Source organism: Geobacillus sp. YHL (assembly GCF_022341265.1).
Lineage (GTDB): Bacteria > Bacillota > Bacilli > Bacillales > Anoxybacillaceae > Geobacillus > Geobacillus thermoleovorans.
On the sequence record NZ_JAEIGB010000002.1, the window covers coordinates 353,600 to 374,532 of the forward strand.

At 48.1% G+C, this 20,933-nt stretch carries 14 protein-coding genes and 2 pseudogenes; 1 reads left to right on the plus strand and 15 read right to left on the minus strand.

Features of this window, described 5'->3' with window-relative positions; all coding sequences use genetic code 11:
- Window positions 1-115 precede the first annotated feature (115 nt).
- The 6 genes from JCR24_RS04225 to arfA form a co-directional block, all read right to left on the minus strand.
- A complete protein-coding gene (locus tag JCR24_RS04225) occupies window positions 116-2,056 on the minus strand; it encodes a glycoside hydrolase family 127 protein (RefSeq protein WP_238980138.1) in 1,941 nt (646 codons plus the stop codon).
- Window positions 2,053-3,267, minus strand: a complete 1,215-nt coding sequence (locus JCR24_RS04230; RefSeq protein ID WP_238980139.1) for a sn-glycerol-1-phosphate dehydrogenase — start codon at window positions 3,265-3,267, stop codon at window positions 2,053-2,055. Before JCR24_RS04230 ends, JCR24_RS04225 begins: the two co-directional genes overlap by 4 nt.
- Complete coding sequence (locus tag JCR24_RS04235) at window positions 3,264-4,085, minus strand: HAD-IIA family hydrolase (RefSeq protein ID WP_238980140.1); 822 nt, start codon at window positions 4,083-4,085, stop codon at window positions 3,264-3,266. The genes JCR24_RS04230 and JCR24_RS04235 overlap by 4 nt, the downstream gene beginning before the upstream one ends.
- 4 nt (window positions 4,086-4,089) lie before the next feature.
- Entirely contained in the window at window positions 4,090-5,142 is a 1,053-nt protein-coding gene (locus tag JCR24_RS04240) for an aldose epimerase family protein (protein ID WP_063192711.1), read from the minus strand.
- 16 nt (window positions 5,143-5,158) lie between these two features.
- Window positions 5,159-6,154 carry a Gfo/Idh/MocA family protein gene (locus tag JCR24_RS04245; RefSeq protein WP_238980141.1) on the minus strand — a complete coding sequence of 332 codons (996 nt, stop codon included), beginning with the start codon at window positions 6,152-6,154 and terminating at the stop codon, window positions 5,159-5,161.
- 65 nt (window positions 6,155-6,219) lie between these two features.
- Window positions 6,220-7,725 (minus strand): arabinosylfuranosidase ArfA, encoded by a 1,506-nt coding sequence (arfA, locus tag JCR24_RS04250; protein WP_238980142.1) that lies wholly within the window; start codon window positions 7,723-7,725, stop codon window positions 6,220-6,222.
- 417 nt (window positions 7,726-8,142) lie between these two features.
- On the opposite strand from arfA, the pseudogene JCR24_RS04255 reads away from it, so the two are divergent.
- Window positions 8,143-8,999: pseudogene (locus JCR24_RS04255) on the plus strand (transposase); the annotation flags it as partial.
- A gap of 300 nt (window positions 9,000-9,299) precedes the next feature.
- Here JCR24_RS04255 and JCR24_RS04260 read toward each other — a convergent pair.
- The 9 genes and pseudogenes from JCR24_RS04260 to JCR24_RS04300 all read right to left on the minus strand — a co-directional run.
- A complete protein-coding gene (locus JCR24_RS04260) occupies window positions 9,300-11,231 on the minus strand; it encodes a glycoside hydrolase family 127 protein (protein WP_015374992.1) in 1,932 nt (643 codons plus the stop codon).
- Between the two features lie 36 nt (window positions 11,232-11,267).
- Window positions 11,268-12,029 (minus strand): carbohydrate ABC transporter permease, encoded by a 762-nt coding sequence (locus JCR24_RS04265; protein ID WP_236612562.1) that lies wholly within the window; start codon window positions 12,027-12,029, stop codon window positions 11,268-11,270.
- A 78-nt stretch (window positions 12,030-12,107) separates the two neighbouring features.
- On the minus strand, window positions 12,108-12,986 hold the full coding sequence (locus JCR24_RS04270) for a carbohydrate ABC transporter permease (protein ID WP_041470711.1): 879 nt from the start codon (window positions 12,984-12,986) through the stop codon (window positions 12,108-12,110).
- 122 nt (window positions 12,987-13,108) lie between these two features.
- Complete coding sequence (locus JCR24_RS04275; protein WP_015374995.1) at window positions 13,109-14,431, minus strand: ABC transporter substrate-binding protein; 1,323 nt, start codon at window positions 14,429-14,431, stop codon at window positions 13,109-13,111.
- Between the two features lie 306 nt (window positions 14,432-14,737).
- A complete protein-coding gene (gene araA / locus JCR24_RS04280) occupies window positions 14,738-16,228 on the minus strand; it encodes an L-arabinose isomerase (RefSeq protein WP_238980143.1) in 1,491 nt (496 codons plus the stop codon).
- 16 nt (window positions 16,229-16,244) lie between these two features.
- Window positions 16,245-17,939: a ribulokinase gene (locus JCR24_RS04285; protein WP_013145166.1), complete on the minus strand. Its 1,695-nt coding sequence runs from the start codon at window positions 17,937-17,939 to the stop codon at window positions 16,245-16,247.
- A gap of 16 nt (window positions 17,940-17,955) precedes the next feature.
- On the minus strand, window positions 17,956-18,642 hold the full coding sequence (gene araD, locus JCR24_RS04290) for an L-ribulose-5-phosphate 4-epimerase (protein ID WP_044731465.1): 687 nt from the start codon (window positions 18,640-18,642) through the stop codon (window positions 17,956-17,958).
- A gap of 94 nt (window positions 18,643-18,736) precedes the next feature.
- Window positions 18,737-19,831, minus strand: a complete 1,095-nt coding sequence (locus JCR24_RS04295; protein ID WP_238980144.1) for a GntR family transcriptional regulator — start codon at window positions 19,829-19,831, stop codon at window positions 18,737-18,739.
- Window positions 19,832-20,133: 302 nt separating this feature from the next.
- A pseudogene (locus JCR24_RS04300) lies at window positions 20,134-20,838 on the minus strand (ABC transporter permease subunit); the annotation flags it as partial.
- Window positions 20,839-20,933: the final 95 nt, after the last annotated feature.

The window sequence follows — 20,933 nt, forward strand, 5'->3', positions numbered from 1 at the left end:
CAAAACAAAAAAGCTGGTCGTGCACGGTTCATCAACCATCCGACCAGCTCATTCAACTTCATATTCGTCTTGATTTCCACAGCATTCTATGTGGTGACCAGCAACATCGATACGTCTATTTCTCATTCACCCACACCGTCATCTCCCCTTCCCCACGGTTGCACCAAGCGTAATAAGGAATCGCTCGGAACGGAACTTGATAGGTTCGGGGTTCAATCGGCCGATACAACTCATCATTCCATGCCGACTCATCGACCCGCTCGGCGGTGCCTGTGATTACCACGACCCCTTCCAGTAAGTCCGGCTCAAAGTGCGCCTCAAGCTTGGCATCGCGCGGAAGGAACAAATTTGCCAAATTCGGTCCGTTATCGACTTCTTCCAAACAATACACAATCGGCCCGCGCTGCAACGCAACCTTGCCAGCGTTGGCACGCACTTGGGGATGCGCCTTAATCCGCTCGACCGGCATCGAGAAGTGAAGGACCATTTCATCCCCTTGCCGCCACACTCGACGGATATAAGCGTACCCTTTTTTGGTCAGCGGCGCAATGTCTACGTTTTCCCCATTGATCGTTACCTCCGCTCCCCGGCACCATCCAGGAATGCGCAATCCAAGTGTAAATTCCTGGGCTGATTCCGGCGAAATCGTCAATCGAACCGTTCCATCCCAAGGATAATTCGTCTCCTGCACGATCTCGACTGACCGACCGCCTATTTCCGTTTGAATGTTGCTGCCGACATAAAGGTGGACGAACAACGCATCTGATGTTTGCGAATAAATGTAATGGCCGATCGAGGCGATGAGACGGGCCAAGTTCGGCGGGCAGCACGCGCAGCTGAACCATTTTTGCCGCACCGGTTTCACATGGCGTTTGTCATGGCGTTCGCACGCCTTCGGCCACACTTCGAGCGGGTTGACGTAAAAGAATCTCTTGCCGTCCAAGTCCATGCCGCTGATCGTTCCGTTGTATAGCGCCCGTTCCATCACATCCACGTACTTCCCATCCATCTCCAGTTCCAGCATGCGACGGGCCCAAAACACTAACGCAATTGCCGCGCACGTCTCGGCATAGACCGTATCATTCGGCAAATCAAAATCAAACGTAAACGATTCGCCAAAAGCGCTCGAGCCGACGCCGCCCGTGATATACATCTGACGTTTTGTCACGTTTTCCCACAACGTTTGGCATGCTTGTTTCAACGACTCGTCTCCCGTTTTCGCCGCCAGCCCAGCCATGGCGGTATACATATAGAGCGCCCGCACCGCATGCCCGACAGCTTGTTTCTGCTCCCTGACCGGAATGTGCGCCTGATGGTACCGATACCCGCCGTCATACCAAAATGCCCCCGTTTCCCCTCTTGCTTCTTTTTCCTGATCAAAATAGTGCGGCTGTTGCCCGCGCTGGTCAATAAAATATTGGCTCAATTTTAAATAGTTCTCGTTTCCAGTCGCCTCATACAATTTCAACAGCGCCAACTCAATTTCCTGATGTCCGTCGTATCCAGGAATTTGGCCTTCCCCGCGGCCGAATACCGTACCGATATAGTCGGCATATTTGCACATAATGTCTAAAAAGCGCCGTTTGCCTGTAGCCTGGAAATAAGCAACTGCCGCTTCGATCAAATGGCCGGCGCAATACAGTTCATGATTGTCCCGTAAGTTTGTCCATCGTTTTCCAGGCTCCTTGACCGTATAATACGTGTTGAGATAGCCGTCCGGCTGCTGAGCGCGGCCAAGCAGCTCAATCACGTCATCCGCGAGTGCTTCCAATTCCGAGTCGCGCTTTTCCTCGAGTAAATACGCCACCGCTTCGAGCCATTTCGCTACATCGCTGTCTTGAAAGACCATCCCATAAAATTCTCCATCTGATTCGCCAGCGGCGATGCGGAAATTTTCGATTGCATGGCTTGGTTCAGCGCCTAGGATGCGGTCATTAAGCGCTTCCCACTGGTAAGGAACGACTTCGTTCCGGACGACATCGATATATCGTTTCCAAAACCGATCCTTGACATTTGCCCTTATTGTAGCTTTTTCCACTTTGATTCCCCCTATCATGTTCCTAAAACCCATTCATTTAAAAAGTAGAGAATCGTAAAGCGGTTCGGACGCAATCGATGAGCCTCCCGCAGACTCCGTTCAACCAACGGAAGATCGATGCCGAGTTGTTCCGGGAGAGCGGCCCCTCCTACTTTCTCTAACATAGTTCGAACGCGCCCTGGAGAGGGCAAGGATTCAAGCAGTTTCTGAATAGAAGCCGCATTGGCTTTGAGTCGTTTCCTTGCAGTTTCGTCTATTGATTTCGGCCGTTCTTCTAGTTTGTTCCATAACGGCAAAAAGACGCGTTGATAGTGTTCAATGATCATCGGAGTCGCTACGCCAACCTTCGCCCCGTGCAGCACTTGCCGTTTGTTCCGACGCAAAAATTCCATTTCCCAGTAGTGGGACAGATGGTGTTCCGCTCCCGATGCCGAGTACGATTGCCCCATGAGCAACATCGCAATGCCCGACTGCAGCAACGCATTCATTAATACACGAATCCCTTGTTCACCGCCATCGGCAATGTCATCAATATGGTCGACACATGCTTTGAGAGATTGTTCGGTAAGCTGGTGAACAAATGGACAATAGGGCTCATCGGCCATCCAGTGGGCAAACTGCCAGTCGACCAATGACGTATACTTCGCCACCATATCGCCAAATCCGGCGGCGATCATCTCTTTTGGAGCTTGGGACAACACATTCGTATGGGCAAATACGGCGATCGGCGCCTGCGCTTGGATCGTTTGTTTCACCCCGCGAATGATGAGCGGAGCTCCCATTGACGTAAATCCGTCCACCGATGGAGCAGTAGGAACCGAAATGAATGGAACCTTCATTTTATGGCTACTAAAACGAGTAATGTCGTGAATCGTCCCCGCCCCTACGGCAACGAAAACATCAACATCGTTCGGCGTTTCCAACAGCACTTGCACAATCGAACGCTCATCGGCGATGACATCTCCATTTTCGTCCGGTTGCACGAGGCATATTGTATAGCGGATTGATTGGTTTTCCAGTTCATCACACAATGACTCCCCTGCTGCCGCAAACGTCCGCTCATCGGCCACCACGGCCACCTTCTCATACCGCTTATGGCGCAAATAAGCAACGAGCTGCTCAAACGCGTCGCATCCCACCGTCATCTGTTCAATTGGAATGTCATAATGAAGATGGCCACAATCGCATTGCTTCACCAATGGCACGATCTCTTCTATTATTGGGTTCACTGCACGATCTCCTTTCCAAGCCCCACGATGTCATAAATGGAATCCATCACATAATCCGGCCGTTCTTTTTCCCTCAATGCCTTCAATTCGTTGCGCTTCGTATTTCCTGTCAGCACAAGAGCGGTTTTCATGCCGTACATTCTCCCCATGCGAATATCGGATTCCACGCTGTCACCAATGACGAGACAGCGGTTAGGGGGCACCTTCAGCTGGCGCAAAGCCGCTTCGACCATAAAACAAGAAGGCTTCCCTAACACAAGTTCCACTTTTCGGCTCGCCGCCGCTTCAATCGCTCCTACCATCCCGGCGACATCAATGGCATTCCCATGTTCACTCGGAAATGTTTTATCGATGTTGGTCGCAATGATTCGCGCCCCATGATGGACCGCACGAAATGCCAAATCCAAATCGCGGTACGTCATCGTTTCATGCAGCGTGATGATGAGAAAATCCGCGTCTTCGGGAGCCGGTGCCAATGGCACCTGGTGATGCTGCAGCTCTTCACGCAATCCTTCGTCGCCTAACGTCCAAACTTGGCATAGCGGATAATGTTTCCGAAAAAATTGGGCTGTTACCGTTGAGGATAAAATGATGTCTTCCTCCCCCGCCGCAATTCCAAACCGTCCAAGCCGTTCATGACACATGCGGCGCGACCAATTGCCACGGTTGCTGACGAACACGATTCGTTTTCCAAGCGAACGGAGGTAGGCAACCGCCTTATCTGCATGCGAAATGAGTTCATTTCCCTTCCATATCGTCCCATCAAGATCAATCAACACCCCTTCAATTTCCTCTATCAAGAGCCATCCCCCTCCCATCCGCCTATGATGTCCGCCCGCCAAACCGATAGACCGTCGTTGATGCTCGCTCTTTGCCAGCCGGCAATACGATCGAGGGAAACTGCGGATGGTGAACCGCACCCGGCAACCCTTGCGTTTCTAAGCAAATGCCGAGATGTTTCCGCGACGGCACGCCGCCTAGATCTAACCCTTCCGGCAACTGGTTCGATGTATACACCACCACGCCGACTTCGTCCGTCTCCACCGTCAGCACCCGCCCGCTCTCCGGGTCGGAAAGCACAATCTCTTTGTCATGATGCCGATCGAGCCAAAACGGATGGTCATAGCCCCCGCCGACGAGTTCAATTTGCGGATGCCCCGATTCGACCGCCTCCCGGATCGCCTTTCCTTGCCGCAAGTCAAACGGCGTGCCAGCGACATCCAAGACGCGGCCCGTCGGAATCAGCTCCTCATTCAATTCCAGCACACGCGAGCTTTGGATCGTCAGCGTGTGATCCAATATATCGCGCTTGCCGTTGCCGCTTAGGTTGAAATACGTATGGTTCGTTAAATTGACGAGCGTCGTTTTGTCCGAACGAGCCCGGTGTGTGACGATCCATTCGTTGTCATTGTTCAGCCAATATTCCACTTGAACATGAACCGTTCCCGGGTACCCTTCCTCCCCGTCCGGACTCGTGTACGAAAAGACAACGCCAACCGCATCGTCGCGTTGGACGGGCTCGGCCTGCCAAAGCACACGATGGAATCCGTTCGGTCCGCCGTGCAAGTGGTTGTTGTGTTCGTTTTTCGCCAACCGGTACGTGACGCCCTCAAGCTCAAAGCTCGCTCCACGAATGCGCCCCGCCACCCGGCCGATCACGGCGCCGAAATAAGGGGCGTTCTCAACATACGGTTCAAATCGTCCAAACCCGAGCACGACGTTTTCGATGTTGCCGTTCCGGTCGGGAACGCGGAGGTCCGTCACGATGCAGCCGTAGTTTGTCGCCGACAGTCCCATGCCGCGGTCGTTTGTCAAGGTGAATAAGAACACGTCGTTTCCATTCCATTCGGACCACTTTTCGTATGTAATGTTCATCTCGATTCTCCTTCCTTCATAACCGTACAATCGCTCCCGTTTTCATCGATGTGCGGCAAGCATCAAGCGCCCGTGCTTGTTGGATCATGCGCTCCGGGGAATAAAACAGCGGCGTTCCTTCGAGAACGGCGCGTGAAAAGTGCTCGATTTGCAGCGCGTATTGATCGCCTGACACCGTTTCCTCGCGTACGTTCCCATCAGCCGTTGCGACCGTAATCCGTCCCTCTCCATCATCCACATCCGGTCGATACGCCCGAGAAACAACAATGTTTCCTTTCGTGCCGATGATTTCGTACTCATTTTTGAAGAACATATCGAAGCTGCACGTGAACTGCGCAAGAACACCGTTTTCCATCCTCATCCAACCGTTCGTCGTCAAATCGACCGAATGGTGTGAATCAAAATGGGACTGAACAAATAGTTCAATAGGTTCGGCGCCAAGGATGTGTCTTGTCGAGTGCACACAATAACAGCCGACATCGAACAGACTTCCCCCGCCAAGCTCATCGTTCATGCGAATATTCGTCTCCCGGTCTTCCAGGTAAAACGAGAAATGGGTGCGCATGTACTTGACATCGCCGATCTCGCCAGCAGCTAGAAGTTGCTTCACCCGCTCGTGCTGCGGGTGGAATTGGTACATGAACGCTTCCATAAATAAAACGCCATTTTCCTCGCACACCTCGATCATGCGCCGGACATCTTCTGCGCATAAAGCGGCAGGTTTTTCACAAAGCACGTGCTTTTTCTTCTTCGCCGCTTTGATCGTCCATTCAGCGTGCAGGCTGTTTGGAAGCGGGATGTACACTGCGTCGACGTCCGGGTCATCAAGCAGCTGGTCATAGCTGTCATACGCTTTCGGAATACCGAGCTCCTTCGCCGCTTGTTTAGCTTTCCCGCTCTCACTCGCAATGGCCACGACTTCAGCGTAATCCGCCCGACGAATGGCGGGAATCATCACGTATTTGGCAATGGCCGCTGTACTCATAATACCAAAGCGAACTTTACGCCCCATGTTTCGTCTCTCCTTCCCGTTTTCAAAGGGAGAGGCTGGCCATCAGACCAGCCTTCATTTCCTTATCATTTTCCTAAACGGATGACGTTCCACGACAACTTCGGCAACGTCGCCGATACTTTTCCATCGGACATCTGAGCGTCGCCGTTGCGATGCGGAACAACCGGGGACGACTGCGCCGAATTCGTTTGTTTCACGTTTTCATGCTCCAAAACGATATGCTCAATGACGCGATAGTCTTCAAAACTGCGAACATCGCATTCGAGCAGCAACGCATCGTCCATATCACGGTTGACGGCAAAAATCGTCACTTCTTCTTTTTCTTCATTGTAAACCGCAATCGATTCTAAGTATGGCACATCGGTGAAGTCTTTGCTGTCGTATTTCGGGCTTGAAATAACTGGGTGCAACGCCACCCCTCTGCCGTAAACCGAGGCATGCATAAACGGATAGTAAATGGTTTGCTTCCATGCCGGCCCGTTCGGTTCCGTCATGATCGGTGCAATGACATTCACTAACTGAGCCAAGCAGGCAATTTTCACCCGATCGGCATGTTTCATGAGCGTAATGAGCATGCAGCCGACAAGTAGCGCATCTTCAAAGTTATAAATATCCTCCAACAAAGGCGGCGCGACGGTCCACGGTTCAATTTGCTTATCCGCCTCATTCGAGTGGTACCATACGTTCCATTCGTCAAACGACAGATGAATCGTCTTCTTGCTTCGTTTTTTCGCCTTCACGTAATCGGCAATGGCCACAACCGAACGGATAAAATCATCCATTTCCAGCGACAGCGCCAAATAATTCGCCGTGTCATTATCTCGATTTCCAAAGTATTGATGGAGGGAAATATAATCGACATGCTCATACGTGTGATCAAGAACCGTCGCTTCCCATTCCGCAAACGTCGGCATATTTCTGCCTGAACTTCCGCACGCAACAAGTTCAATGGTCGGGTCGACCCACTTCATCACTTTTGCGGCTTCGCAGGCAATCCGCCCATACTCCACCGCGGTCTTGTGGCCAATTTGCCACGGACCGTCCATCTCATTGCCTAGGCACCACGTTTTAATTTTATGGGGCTCTTTATAGCCGTGGGAAATACGCAAATCGCTGTAATACGAGCCCGATGGGTGGTTGCAGTATTCGACTAAGTTGCGAGCTGCATCAATGCCTCGTGTCCCTAAGTTGACAGCCATATTTACTTCGGCCCCGACCATCTTGGCCCAGTCCATAAATTCATTCAACCCGATTTCATTCGTTTCCACCGACCGCCATGCCAAATCCAACCGCCGTGGCCGCTTTTCTTTCGGCCCAACGCCATCCTCCCAGTTGTAACCGGACACAAAATTCCCGCCCGGATAGCGGATGATCGGCACTTGCAGTTCTTTCACCAGTTCAATCACATCTTGGCGGAATCCATTTTCATCCGCCTGCGGATGTCCCGGCTCATAAATCCCTCCGTATACCGCACGGCCGAGGTGCTCGATAAATGAGCCATAAATGCGTTTGTCGATTTCAGCAATTTTGAAGTCTTTTTCGATGATCATGGTTGCTTTTTTTGCGGTCATCTGCGATTCTTCCTTTCTGTTTTTTATTATACTCCCAATCTATTTTTCTCTTCCCCATTTCGGCTTTGCCGGAAACGGGCAACACTCCTTGTTTCCACTTTGCCTGATAGTGGACAAGATACCCGCTATGAGCACATGTCGTGCCGTACTGAAGAGAAGGACAATTTATGCATATACTGACCCTTTTCTCATAAACATCATCAGGAACGAAAAGCTGAAGGATCAATTTGTTCAACAAGTTTAGCCATCATTTTCTGTGTAACAACCGTACTCCCTTCGCAGCCCCGGCACCGTTTTTTCATGTTTTTAGCTGCCTTGATCCTCACCGTAGATTGGCTAAAACAAAACTGTTTCATTTTCATCAAGTATGGGCCGTACCCAAAAAACCAAAGAAGTCCCCTAAGGCATCACGAACTTTTATTCGCTCTGATTGTTTCCAAGTATATCTGCCAAACCCGCCGTTCACTTTGTTTCCCTAGCCGCTGTGTGTGGCGGATTCGCCCGAAATGATGGCTGGGGAAAGACTCCTTCCATAAACCCTGTATCACGATGAACGCACCGGAACAAAGCTGTACGTGGCTTATTCACCAGAATCATCATCTCCGACGGACGTTGTGGAAACGATTGAGTTATGCCACGATGTTCCTATGGGGGAACAACTGACGAACCCCCAACAGGTACTAGTAGAAGGCCGGACGTATTTCAGAATGCATCGGCGAATTTATCGGGCGGCGCCAACTGTTTTTCATTCGTGTGAAGGACAATGTAGAGATCCGTTAAAGAAAAGCCTGAAACACCTTCCATGCATATCATTACCGATTCAAGATGATTTCACTTGTTAGCTAGGAACGAAACAATGCCGTTCTGTCAAGCGTCATCGGGTACGTGATCTTTCAAGATGCAAGTGGTCATGACATTCGTGTTGTGATGAACATTTTGAACTTATCTGCCGAAATCATTACCGATACGGATCAAGGGAGTTGGATCGTTGAGGTGTTTTTTTCGTTGTATGAAGCAATATCTCAATGTCCCAACATTATTTGGTACAACCGAAAACGTAGTATATAATCAATTGTTTGACATTTTCATCACATATCTGTTGTTGAGACGGCTTTATGGTCAAACAAGCAAACGAACGAAGCACCATCTTTCCTCCACTTCTTCCATTTTCCATTTTCCTTCAAGCAAATTCCGCTCGATTGGAAATATCCAAGGGCACCATTGCTTTATTTGAGTATGCTCAAATGTATGGAAGGACCATGTCTAAGTTTTAGATAATCAACACTCGTGGCTTTTCCCCATCTACATTCTCTGTCCCCTTTATTACCTAACAATAAACATTGGCCCCACGCTTACGTAAATAGCGACTATCAAGCAACGACCGACCGATCATCTTTGCATCCGGACTGGGCATGAATGTTATTGCCGCCATTTTGGTCAACTCCCCCAAAAGTTGGATTTCTCTCAAAAAACAGCCCACGTCCATGTACTAGGACGCCTATCATTTGTAGCGGATCAAGGGCTGAGTCAAAACACACTCACGTTTTGAGCCAGCCCTCTTTCATCAACGGAATTTACTTCTCATTCACCCACACCGTCATCTCCCCTTCTCCTCGGTTGCACCAGGCATAATAAGGAATCGCACGGAACGGAACTTGATAGGTTTGGGGGTCAATCGGCCGATACAACTCATCATTCCATGCTGATTCATCCATTCGCTCGGCGGTTCCGGTGATCACTACAACCCCTTCTAGCAAGTCCGGCTCAAAGTGCGCTTCCAGATGGGCATCGCGCGGGAGGAACAGATTCGCTAAATTTGGCCCATTATCAACTTCTTCCAGGCAATACACAATCGGCCCGCGCTGCAACGCGACTTTCCCGGCATTGGCGCGCACTTGAGGATGAGCCTTGATCCGTTCAACTGGCATCGGGAAAACAAGCTCCACTTGATCCCCTTTTTTCCATATCCGTTTGATATAAGCATACCCTTTTTGGATCAGTGGAACCATGTCTACTTTTTCTCCATTGATCGTTAATGTTGCTCCCCGACACCATCCTGGAATGCGCAAGCCAATCGTAAATTCCCCAGCGGATTCCGGCAAAACCGTCAATCGAACCGTTCCATCCCAAGGATAGTTCGTCTCTTGCACGATTTCGACCGACCGTCCACCGAGTTCCGTCCGAATGTCGCTGCCGACATAAAGGTGGACGAACAAGGCGTCTGATGTTTGCGAATAAATATAATGGCCAATCGACGCGATGAGACGGGCCAAGTTCGGCGGGCAGCACGCACAACTGAACCATTTTTGCCGCACCGGTTTCACATGGCGCTTGTCATGGCGTTCGCATGCCTTCGGCCACACTTCGAGTGGATTGACGTAAAAAAACTTCTTGCCGTCCAAATCCATGCCGCTAATGGTTCCATTGTATAATGCCCGTTCCATTACATCCGCGTATTTCCCATCCGTCTCCAACTCGAGCATGCGGCGCGCCCAAAATACTAAGGCGATCGATGCGCACGTCTCCGCATAGGCCGTGTCATTCGGCAAGTCAAAATCAAATGTGAACGATTCACCAAACGCGCTCGAGCCGACGCCGCCCGTGATATACATTTGCCGTTTCGTTACGTTTTCCCACAACGTTTGGCATGCTTGCTTCAACGATTCGTCTCCCGTTTTCGCCGCCAGTCCCGCCATGGCGGTATACATATAGAGCGCCCGCACCGCATGCCCAACGGCTTGTTTTTGTTCCCTGACTGGAATGTGAGCTTGGTGGTAGCGGTAATCATCATGAAACCAAAACGGTTTGGTTTCTCCTCTTGCTTTTTTCTCCCAATCAAAGTAGTGAGGCTGCTGTCCGCGCTGGTCAATAAAATATTGACTCAGTTTAAGATAGCTCTCATTTCCCGTCACTTCATACAGTTTCAACAGCGCCAACTCAATCTCCTGATGTCCGTCATATCCCGGAATTTGACCCTCTCCCCGGCCGAATACCGTGCCGATATAATCGGCATACTTGCACATGATATCCAAAAAGCGCCGTTTGCCTGTGGCCCGGAAATAAGCGACCGCTGCTTCAATCAAATGACCGGCACAATACAGTTCATGATTGTCCCGCAAGTTTGTCCATCGCTTTCCAGGCTCCTTAACCGTATAATACGTGTTGAGATAACCGTCCGGCTGCTGGGCGCGGCTGAGCAGCTCAATCACGTCATCGGCGAGTGCTTCCAATTCCGGGTCACGCTTTTCCTCGAGTAAATACGCGACCGCTTCGAGCCATTTCCCTACATCGCTGTCTTGAAAAACCATCCCGTAAAACTCTCCATCCGATTCCCCTGCGGCAATGCGAAAGTTCTCAATCGCATGGCTTGGTTCAGCACTAGGGATAAGATCATTCAATGCCTCCCACTGATACGGTACAACTTCTTTTCTAACAACATCTACATATCTACTCCAAAACCCTTCAGTAATTTTAATGTTAATGTTATTATTCACCTTTTGTTTCATGCCCCTCATCCTCCATTTTTTATTATTAAAATCAAATTAGTCTTTCAATCCTGATAACGTTATACCGCGAATAAAGAAGTCTTGGGCCAATAGAAAAATCACTATAACGGGTAATAAACTAAGCACAGTCCCAGCCATTAATACAGGCCAGTCAGTAGAATACATCCCTTGCATAGATGCCAAGCCTAACGGTAATGTCATTTTCTCCAAAGAATTAATAAAAACAAGAGGCCCAAGAAAATCATTCCATGTTCCCATAAAGACAAAGACTCCTAAAGTAGCAAGAGCAGGTTTAGATAGCGGCAAGAATATCCTCCAATATATCCCAAATGGTGTGCAACCGTCTATCTTAGCAGCATCTTCCAAGGCTGATGGAATAGTAAGGAAAAATTGGCGCATTAGAAAAGTTCCAAAAGCCGAAACAAGCCCCGGTAAAATCAATGAGGCATGAGTATCGACCAATCCATAGTAGCGCATCAAGATGAACGTGGGAATCATAGTAACTTGACTTGGAACCATCATAGTTGCAAGATATAACCCAAATATTATATCGCGATAACGAAACTTAAGACGTGCAAATACATACCCAGCCATTGAACTCGTAATCAGTTGACCGATAACTACAATAACTGTTATCTTAAGACTGTTTAGAAAAAATAGATCAAAAGGAAAGCGATCAAAAATTCTAAGATAGTTTTCCCAATGTATTTCTTTCCCAAATGGTTTAGGGGGAAATATAAATACCTCACTCATATCCTTAAATGAAGTACTCAACATCCACAAAAACGGGAAGATCATAAAAATTGCCCCTAAACTAAGACACACATGTGCCAATACCCTTTGAGTTATACTTTTTCTCATAACTCTCGCACCTTTTTAATAAATTTCAGATTTCTTCTTCTGATGCCAAAACTGCACTAGCGTAACAATTGAGATCATAAAGAATAAAACATACGACATTGCACTAGCATAACCCATTTTGAAGAATTGAAATGCATTTTCATAAATATAGTGAACCATAACGGATGTTGACCTTGCAGGCCCTCCCTGGGTCATAAGGAATACTGAATCGAACACCTGAAAAGACCCTATAACAGACATCACTGATACAAAGAAAGTAGTTGGAGAAAGGAGGGGGACTGTTATATTCCAAAACTTCTTAAACCAAGTTGCTCCATCGATATCCGCAGCTTCATAATAACTCTCCGGAATAGACTGTAATCCAGCCAAAAAAACTAACATATTGAACCCCAAATTTTTCCATACACTAGTCATGATAACTGCAGGCATTGCCCACTTTGTACTTGTTAACCAACTTGGTCCTTCTATACCGAATAGACCCAAAAAATAATTTAAAACACCATATTCTGGATTATAGATCCACTGCCATATTACGGCTACGGCCACCATAGACGAAATAACAGGGAGAAAATAAGCAGTTCTATAAAATTTTATCCCTCTAAGTCCTTGATTGAGAGCTACTGCTAATAATAAAGATAGAACAATGCCTACTGGCACAGATACAATGGTGAAATAAAGTGTATTCCAAAAAACTTTTTTAAAAGTTTCATCGTGAAATAGGTTAATATAGTTCTGTAAGCCCACAAACTTGATCGGCTGTAGTAAATCCCATTCAGTAAAGCTGAGTAGAAAGGAAGCTATGATAGGCCAAAATGTAAATAATAGAAAACCAAGTAAATTAGGAAACAATAAAACAATTGCCCATGTAATATCTTTGCGAAATAACCCCAGAATTATACTTTTTTTACTCCATGCCCTTAATTTTATAGATAATTGAATATCATTTTGCGTATCCATTTTGACCCCCCTCTTCTTAGAAAGGCCCTAGGAGAAAACTAGGGCCCTATCGCTCGTATTCAATCTCTTTGTTTTCTAAGCTCTTCGTTTGAACGATTATCGATCCTCTCAACCACCTTGTCTAGCGACTCACCGTTGTAATAGAATTTGTCTAATTCCTCAGTAATAATGGAGGTAATCTTGTTATTAGAGAGGAAGGCATTAGGATAAGGCTTAGCATTCTCAAAATATGTCACCATCTTTTCAAAGCCTTCTGGATGCACTTCCTTATTATACCATTTTTTGATCCCTTCATTTGTATACAGGGCTTTGCGATTAGGCATCCATAGACCTTCCTTGACTAGCTGGATTTGATACTCTTCAGAGGAAAGAAAACTAACCAACTTCCAGGCTTCTTTAGGATACTTAGTTTTAGCTGAAACAGCATGTACGTGAGCTTGACCGTGAGTAACTGCCTCCTTAAATTTTGGTAATGGAGCCACCCCGACAGGAAACTTCATGGACGCCAGTTCCTGTAATGACCAAGAACCATCAATAAGCATACCAATTTTACCTGTTTGTAACATTTGTGTTGGTCTCATTCCTATTTTTTCTAATACACTCGTTTCTGGAGCTACTCCATACTTAACTCTTAAATCTAAAACAGATTGTAAAACTTGTTTTACCTCCGGGGTATTAAAGGTTGATTTCGTAAAACTGTTATTGTATGGACTCCCACCATTGGAGAAATATTCAGCCACCGTCATGTAGTTATTTTCGAGTCCAAACACTCCAAACTGTTCAACCTTATCTCCGTTCTTTTTAGTAAGTTTTTTAGCAACCTCTACAAATTGCTTCCATGTCCAAGCCTTTTGGGGATCGCTAGAAGGATAAGGAATTCCTGCTTCGTCGAATAACTTCTTATTGTAAAAAAGGACGGGTGATACTGTACAGCTACTTACACCAAAAATCTTCCCGTCAATCTGCATAATACTTGCCGCTGAAGGTATAAAGTCATCAATAGAATACTCTTCTTTAAAGTAAGGGGTTAGGTCTAGAAGAACTCCTTTTTTCTGAAAGGTCCGGTAATCCTCAGAGCCTAGAAAAAATACATCAGGAGCAGCGTTGCCTGCCAACATGGTTAATAATTTTGAGCTATATTGAGATTGAGGAATTGGTGTGTACTGAACTCTTATGTTAGGGTTTTCCTCCATAAACTTTTGGAGTCCTTTCTTAACAGCTTCAGTCTCTAATGGGCTAGCCTCCCATCCCATGAACTTTAGAGTTACAGTTTTTGATTCACCTTCCCCCTGGGCAGTTTTATTATTAGAACTGCATCCTCCTAATACTATTAAAAATGTTGTGAGTAATATTATCATTATGATTGACTGTTTTTTTCTCACGAATAAACCTCCCTTTCCATGAGTTATTACAGAGATCAGTAGTAACAACAAAAAATTCTAACTAACAATTTATATGTACGTACAAAACCACCCCCATAATGATTGCTTTGGAAATTAAACTATTCTTGAAAGCGTATTCTAGTTTTTATATTATCGCTTTTTGTTCGTACATGTCAATATTTTTTTGAATTTTAATTCATTTATTTTTAACAATTGTACGAACATATAGTTATGTGTAGGTTCAAGAAGGGACACGAGCTCTCAGCCCGTGCCCTAGGATGCCAAATCATTCGATTTTCTAAATTCTTATCTCCCCCGCCAAAACACTTCATTCCATCTCAATTCATTTTTGAACGATGAGACAGACGTCTGTTCATTGATCACGACGCATTCAATGCCGGTCATTTCTGCAAAGTCTTGCAATTGTTCTGTTGTAACCGCAAATGAGAAGCACGTATGATGCGCGCCGCCGGCTAAAATCCATGCTTCAGCCGAATCGCGCAACGATGGGCGTGGTTTCCATAAAATACGGGCGACCGGCAATTTCGGCATGTCGTGTTCCGGTTTCACCGCATCGACTTCATTGACAATGAGACGGAAGCGGTGTCCTAAATCAATCAACGATGCATTGACCGCTGCGCCCTCGCCGCCATCAAACACCAGGCGGGCTGGATCTTCTTTTCCGCCAATCGAAAGCGGATGAACTTCGATGCGCGGCCGCGTTGCCGCGATCGTCGGACATACTTCGAGCATATGAGCGCCGAGAATCAGTTCGTTGCCCGGCTCGAAGTGATACGTGTAATCTTCCATGAACGACGTCCCTTTGCCGTCGGCCATGACTTTCATCAACCGGACGAGGGCGGCTGTTTTCCAGTCGCCTTCGCCGCCAAAGCCGTAGCCTTCCGCCATGAGTCGCTGAACGGCAAGTCCCGGGAGCTGCTTCATCCCATGCAAGTCCTCGAACGTCGTCGTGAAAGCGGTAAAGTTCCCATCCTGCAAAAAGGCTTTCAGCCCGAGTTCAATCCGCGCCTGTTCACGAATTGATTCGCGAACGGGCCCTTCTTGGCGGCCGGCGGGTACAATGTCGTACAGCTCCTCGTATTCATCGAGCAACTCGTTCACTTTTTGTTCAGAAACATCGCGGATGTATTGCACCAAATCCCCGATGCCATAGCCGTTGACCGACCAGCCGAATTGAATTTGCGCTCCGACTTTGTCCCCTTCCGTCACAGCCACTTCACGCATGTTGTCGCCAAAACGAGCCACTTTTAGGTTGCGGCTTTCCGCAAACGCGACAGCCGTCCGCATCCATTTCGCCAGCCGCTCGCGGACTTCTGGGTCTTCCCAGTGCCCGACCACCACTTTCCGGGCCACGCCCATTCTCGCGCCGATAAATCCGTATTCCCGGTCACCGTGAGCCGATTGGTTTAAGTTCATAAAGTCCATATCGATGCTGTCCCACGGAATATCACGGTTAAATTGAGTGTGAAGATGCAATAACGGTTTTCGCAGCTCCAAAAGGCCGCCAATCCACATCTTCGCTGGCGAGAATGTATGCATCCAAGTGATGACCCCAGCGCATTGTTCGCTCGCATTCGCCTCAAGGCAAACGCGCCGAATTTCCTCTGGCGTTGTGACAACTGATTTGAAAACAAGTGGGAACGGGAACACTGAATCTTGATTCAGCTCATTGACAATCATCATTGAATGCTCTTCAACTTGCTTTAATGCTTCTTCTCCGTACAAGTGCTGGCTTCCCGTTACAAACCAAAATTCATAAGGACGTAATGACAGCATCATTGCTCCTCCCCGTTCACGATAAAGTCATAGATTCTTTCGCCGCTCGTGCGGTTTCTTTCCAATGTTTAAGCCGTTTCATGACATCGTTTTCCCCACGGCCGAAGTAGTCATGCAACTTCGTATATTCTTGGTACAACTGCTCGTACATCGCGACATTCTCCGGAATCGGTTTGAACGTCTCTTCACGCACTTTTCCCATGTTTCGCGCCGCCTCAACGATTGATTCATAACCGCCGTTCTCTTTGCCGGCCGCGACCGCCGCGAACATGGCAGCCCCCACTGCCGGGGTTTGCTTCGACGCCGCGATTTTGATCTCGCGGTTGGTCACATCGGCATAAATTTGCATGAGCAGCTTATTTTTTTGCGGCAATCCGCCGCATGCGTACAACTCGTCAACGTTGACACCGTTTTCAACAAACGCATCAATAATTTTGCGCGTGCCAAAGGCCGTTGCTTCAAGCAGCGCACGGTAAATCTCTTCTGGTTTCGTTAGCAACGTATAGCCAATGATGAGCCCTGTTAAATCGGTATCGACCAACACGGAGCGGTTGCCGTTCCACCAGTCCAACGCAAGCAAACCAGTTTCTCCCGGTCGGTAGGCAGCAGCTCGTTTTTCCAGCCACTCATGAACGCTGACTCCTTCTTTTTCTGCCGCTTCTTTCACATAAGCCGGAACGCCTTGTTCGACATACCAAGCAAAAATGTCCCCCACCGCCGACTGGCCGGCTTCGTAACCGAAATATCCGGGAATGATGCCGTCTTCCACAACGCCGCACATGCCTTCGACGTATTTTTCTTCTGTGCCCAGCAGCATATGGCAAATCGAGGTTCCCATCGCCATCACCAGTTTGCCTGGCTCGACGACTCCGACGCCTGGTACGGCCGCATGGGCATCGACATTTCCGACGGCGACAGCTGTTCCCGGAAGGAGGCCCATCATAGCGGCCATTTCGTTCGTCAGCACGCCTGCTCTCGTACCAAGCGGAACGATCGGGCCGCGCAGTTTCGTTTCTGTTAAGTGTTCCAGCCGCGGATCAAGCGACCGAAAAAACTCCTTGCTTGGATAGCCGTCCTGTTTATGCCAAATGGACTTATAGCCCGCCGCACAGCTATTCCGGACGATATTGCCGGTCATTTTGAAAATGACCCAATCAGTCGCCTCGAGGAAAAGATCAGTTTGTTCGTAAATCTCCGGATCTTCGTTTAGAATCTGCCAAATTTTCGCAATCATCCATTCGGATGAAATTTTTCCGCCGTATCTCGGCAAAAATGCTTCGCCTCGTTTGGCCGCAATTTCATTGAGCAAGTTCGCCTCATCTTGAGCGGCATGGTGCTTCCACAATTTCACCCAACTGTGCGGACGGTTCCTGAATTCTGGCTTTAGACAAAGCGGCTCGCCAGAAGCATCGACCGGCAGCATCGTGCATGAAGTAAAATCAATGCCGACCCCGATCACATCGGCTGGGTTGACCCCTGACTTTTGCAATACCGTCGGGACAGCGGTCGCCAATACTTCAATATAATCAGCCGGGTGTTGCAGCGCCCAGTCTGGCTCGAGTTGTACGTTCGATTCTGGCAATACTTCATCAATAACTCCGTGGGGGTACGGAGTGACATGGTCCGCAATTTCGTTTCCTTCTAGATCAACGAGAACGGCTCGTCCCGATTCGGTGCCATAGTCAATGCCAATGACATACTTTTTCCCCATCTCGGTCTCCCTCCCTTTACTGCCCATAGTAAGCGTTTGCGCCATGCTTGCGCAAATAGTGGCGATCAAGCAACGTTTGGCTGATCGGCTTTGCATTTGGATTGAGCATGTACGTTCTTGCCGCCATTTTCGCCACTTCTTCCAAGACAACGGCATTATGAACGGCGTTCGCTGGATCTTTGCCCCAAGCAAACGGGCCATGGCCGTGCACCAAAACACCTGGCATTTGCAACGGGTCGAGAAAGCGGAACGTTTCCGTAATGACCTTTCCAGTCTCTAGTTCATAGGCTCCTTGAATTTCTTCATTGGTCATTGGACGGGTGCACGGAATTTCCCCATAGAAATAGTCTGCGTGTGTCGTTCCTAATGCCGGAATTCCTTTTCCGGCCTGCGCCCAAACAGTCGCCCAAGTCGAATGGGTATGAACAATTCCTCCGATCCCCGGAAATTGCTTATACAACCAAAGATGGGTAGGGGTGTCCGACGACGGTTTTAAGTCCCCTTCCACCACATTTCCAGTTAAATCCACGACCACCATATCATCAATGGTCAACTTGTCATACGCCACCCCGCTTGGCTTAATGACAACCAACCCGCGCTCCCGATCAATCCCGCTCACATTTCCCCACGTAAACGTCACGAGGCGGTATTGCGGGAGCTGCAGGTTGGCCTCTAATACGGCTCGTTTCAATTCCTCAAGCATCAGCCTCCACTCCCTCTATAAAAAAACTCCTCACCTCCATTATATTATTGTACGTACAATTTTTCTATAACTTTTTTGATGCCTCGTACATTTTTTAAATTTCCTTTGTTGAGTTACGGACAATTAGCTCTGGTCGATAAATGATATCGCCCATTTTATCGACTGATCGTTGTTCGATCATTTGAATGAGCATCTCAGCCGCTTGAACGCCCATTTCTGTTTTCGGATGGCGAATCGTCGTCAATTTCACCTCCGTCGCTGTCGCAAACGTCGAGTCATCAAACCCTACAATCGAAAGATCATCGGGAACTGACAGCCCTTGTTGGCGAATGACTTCAAGAAGCAAAATCGCCAGCTCATCGTTGTAGCACACAAAGGCTGTCGGGCGCTCCTCTTTCGGCCGCTGCAAAAACTCCCGCGCCACCTCAAGCGGCTTTGTCCATTTCTCCTCTGTTGCGTAGGAAAGAAGATACTCCGTGGCCACAGGCACCTCGTGTTGCTGATGGGCGCGAATAAAGCCGCGCAAACGATCCACCCCTTGCAAATCGTCAGTTTTAAAGAAACCGGCAATTCGGCGATGCCCTAAACGAATGAGATGATCAGTCAATAAAAATCCTCCCTGCTCATCGTCCATTTTCACGCATGGACAGCTCACTTCCAAATAACGGGCGTTAATCATGACATACGGGATGTGAAGGTTGTTGAGCGACAAGTAATAGCCAAGGTTCGGATTCCCTTGCGCGCTTTTAGTCGGCTCGATGATCAGTCCGCTCAACGGCTCCCGGATCATCTCCTCAAGCTGCTCTTTCTCTCTCTGTTTATCGTTATTCGTGCTGGCAAGCAAAAGACGGTATCCTTTTTCCCGCAGCGTCTCCTCCGCTCCTCGGACGATATGGGGAAAAATATAATCGGAAATATAGGTCGTTACGATTCCGATCGTTTTCGTATCCACCTGTTCTTTCGGCTTCGGTCGGGACACAAATGTGCCGCTCCCTTGGATTTTGTACAGCCATCCTTCCTTCTCGAGTTCTCCCAGCGCTTGCCGAACGGTATGTCGGCTTAGTTGAAACTGGTTGGCGATCTCATGCTCGGTCGGAATTTTCTCATCCGGCTTCATTTGTCCGGAAATGATCCAAGATAAAATTTCTTGTTTTAATTGCAGATATTTCGGCAGCGTTTTCTCCTTCATAGTCCACCTCAACGATAAAATAATGAGATACAAATTAATTTTATTATAGCAGTTTTTATTTGTCCGTATCATTGCGCTAAGAGCAGACGGCGGAAAATATATGAGGCGCCTGCACACGCCCTTTTTCAAGCGAAAGAGAACAGTGGGAGAAAACGCTTCAACCTCCAAAACCACTTGAAATGCGACTCGGCATACGGATCATATGAACCGATCGAACTCTTTTCGAGCATAAAAGCCCTGTGTCCATTTTTTGACCATTTGACAAAAAAGCCAAGCAATGCGCTTGGCCCTTCGCTTTCGCATTAAGCAGCTTTATTTTTGTTGTAAATATCAAAAGCCACAGCAATAAGCAATACAAGCCCTTTAATGGCCTGTTGCCAATCAATCCCGAGCCCCAACAAGGACATCCCGTTGTTCATGACACCCATGACTAGACCGCCAATAATCGCTCCGCTAATCGTGCCGATTCCTCCATAAGCGGATGCGCCTCCAATAAAGCACGCCGCAATGGCATCGAGTTCAAACAAGTTCCCAGCTTTTGGCGTCGCCGCATTGAGGCGAGCGGCAAAAATCAATCCGGACAAAGCAGCCAGCACACCCATGTTGACAAACACCCAAAACGTGACACGTTTCGTTTTAATCCCGGACAATTGCGCAGCCTTCTCATTACCACCAATCGCATAAATATGGCGGCCGACGATCGTCCGATTCGCCACAAAGGAATAAGCCATGATCAACGCAGCCAAAATCACTAGAATCGTCGGAATTCCTTCGTACGTCGCTAAAATATAAGTGAAAATCATGATTACAGCGGCAATCACAGCCAGCTTCAAGGCAAACATCGCCGCAGGGGTGACCGCAAACCCATACTTTTTCTGGCTGTTTCGTTTTCTCCATTCCAGTACAACAAATAAGAGAGAAGCGGCGAAGCCGATCACAATGGTGAACAGATGGATCTCTCCTCCATGAAATACGTCAGGAAGAAACCCAGAACTCATATTTTGGAACACGAGTGTTGATTATCCAAAATTATACATACGCCTTCCATAAATTTGGGCATACTCAAACAAAGCAGCGGCCATCCCGGATTTCCAATCGAGAG

Bases quoted from the DNA above. Each gene is read 5' to 3' on its own strand.
- JCR24_RS04225 (WP_238980138.1), bottom strand. From the start codon at position 2,056: ATGATAGGGGGAATCAAAGTGGAAAAAGCTACAATAAGGGCAAATGTC.
- JCR24_RS04235 (WP_238980140.1), bottom strand. From the start codon at position 4,085: ATGGGAGGGGGATGGCTCTTGATAGAGGAAATTGAAGGGGTGTTGATT.
- JCR24_RS04240 (WP_063192711.1), bottom strand. From the start codon at position 5,142: ATGAACATTACATACGAAAAGTGGTCCGAATGGAATGGAAACGACGTG.
- JCR24_RS04245 (WP_238980141.1), bottom strand. From the start codon at position 6,154: ATGGGGCGTAAAGTTCGCTTTGGTATTATGAGTACAGCGGCCATTGCC.
- arfA (WP_238980142.1), bottom strand. From the start codon at position 7,725: ATGACCGCAAAAAAAGCAACCATGATCATCGAAAAAGACTTCAAAATT.
- JCR24_RS04260 (WP_015374992.1), bottom strand. From the start codon at position 11,231: ATGAAACAAAAGGTGAATAATAACATTAACATTAAAATTACTGAAGGG.
- JCR24_RS04265 (WP_236612562.1), bottom strand. From the start codon at position 12,029: ATGATCTTCCCGTTTTTGTGGATGTTGAGTACTTCATTTAAGGATATG.
- araA (WP_238980143.1), bottom strand. From the start codon at position 16,228: ATGCTGTCATTACGTCCTTATGAATTTTGGTTTGTAACGGGAAGCCAG.
- JCR24_RS04285 (WP_013145166.1), bottom strand. From the start codon at position 17,939: ATGGGGAAAAAGTATGTCATTGGCATTGACTATGGCACCGAATCGGGA.
- araD (WP_044731465.1), bottom strand. From the start codon at position 18,642: ATGCTTGAGGAATTGAAACGAGCCGTATTAGAGGCCAACCTGCAGCTC.
- JCR24_RS04295 (WP_238980144.1), bottom strand. From the start codon at position 19,831: ATGAAGGAGAAAACGCTGCCGAAATATCTGCAATTAAAACAAGAAATT.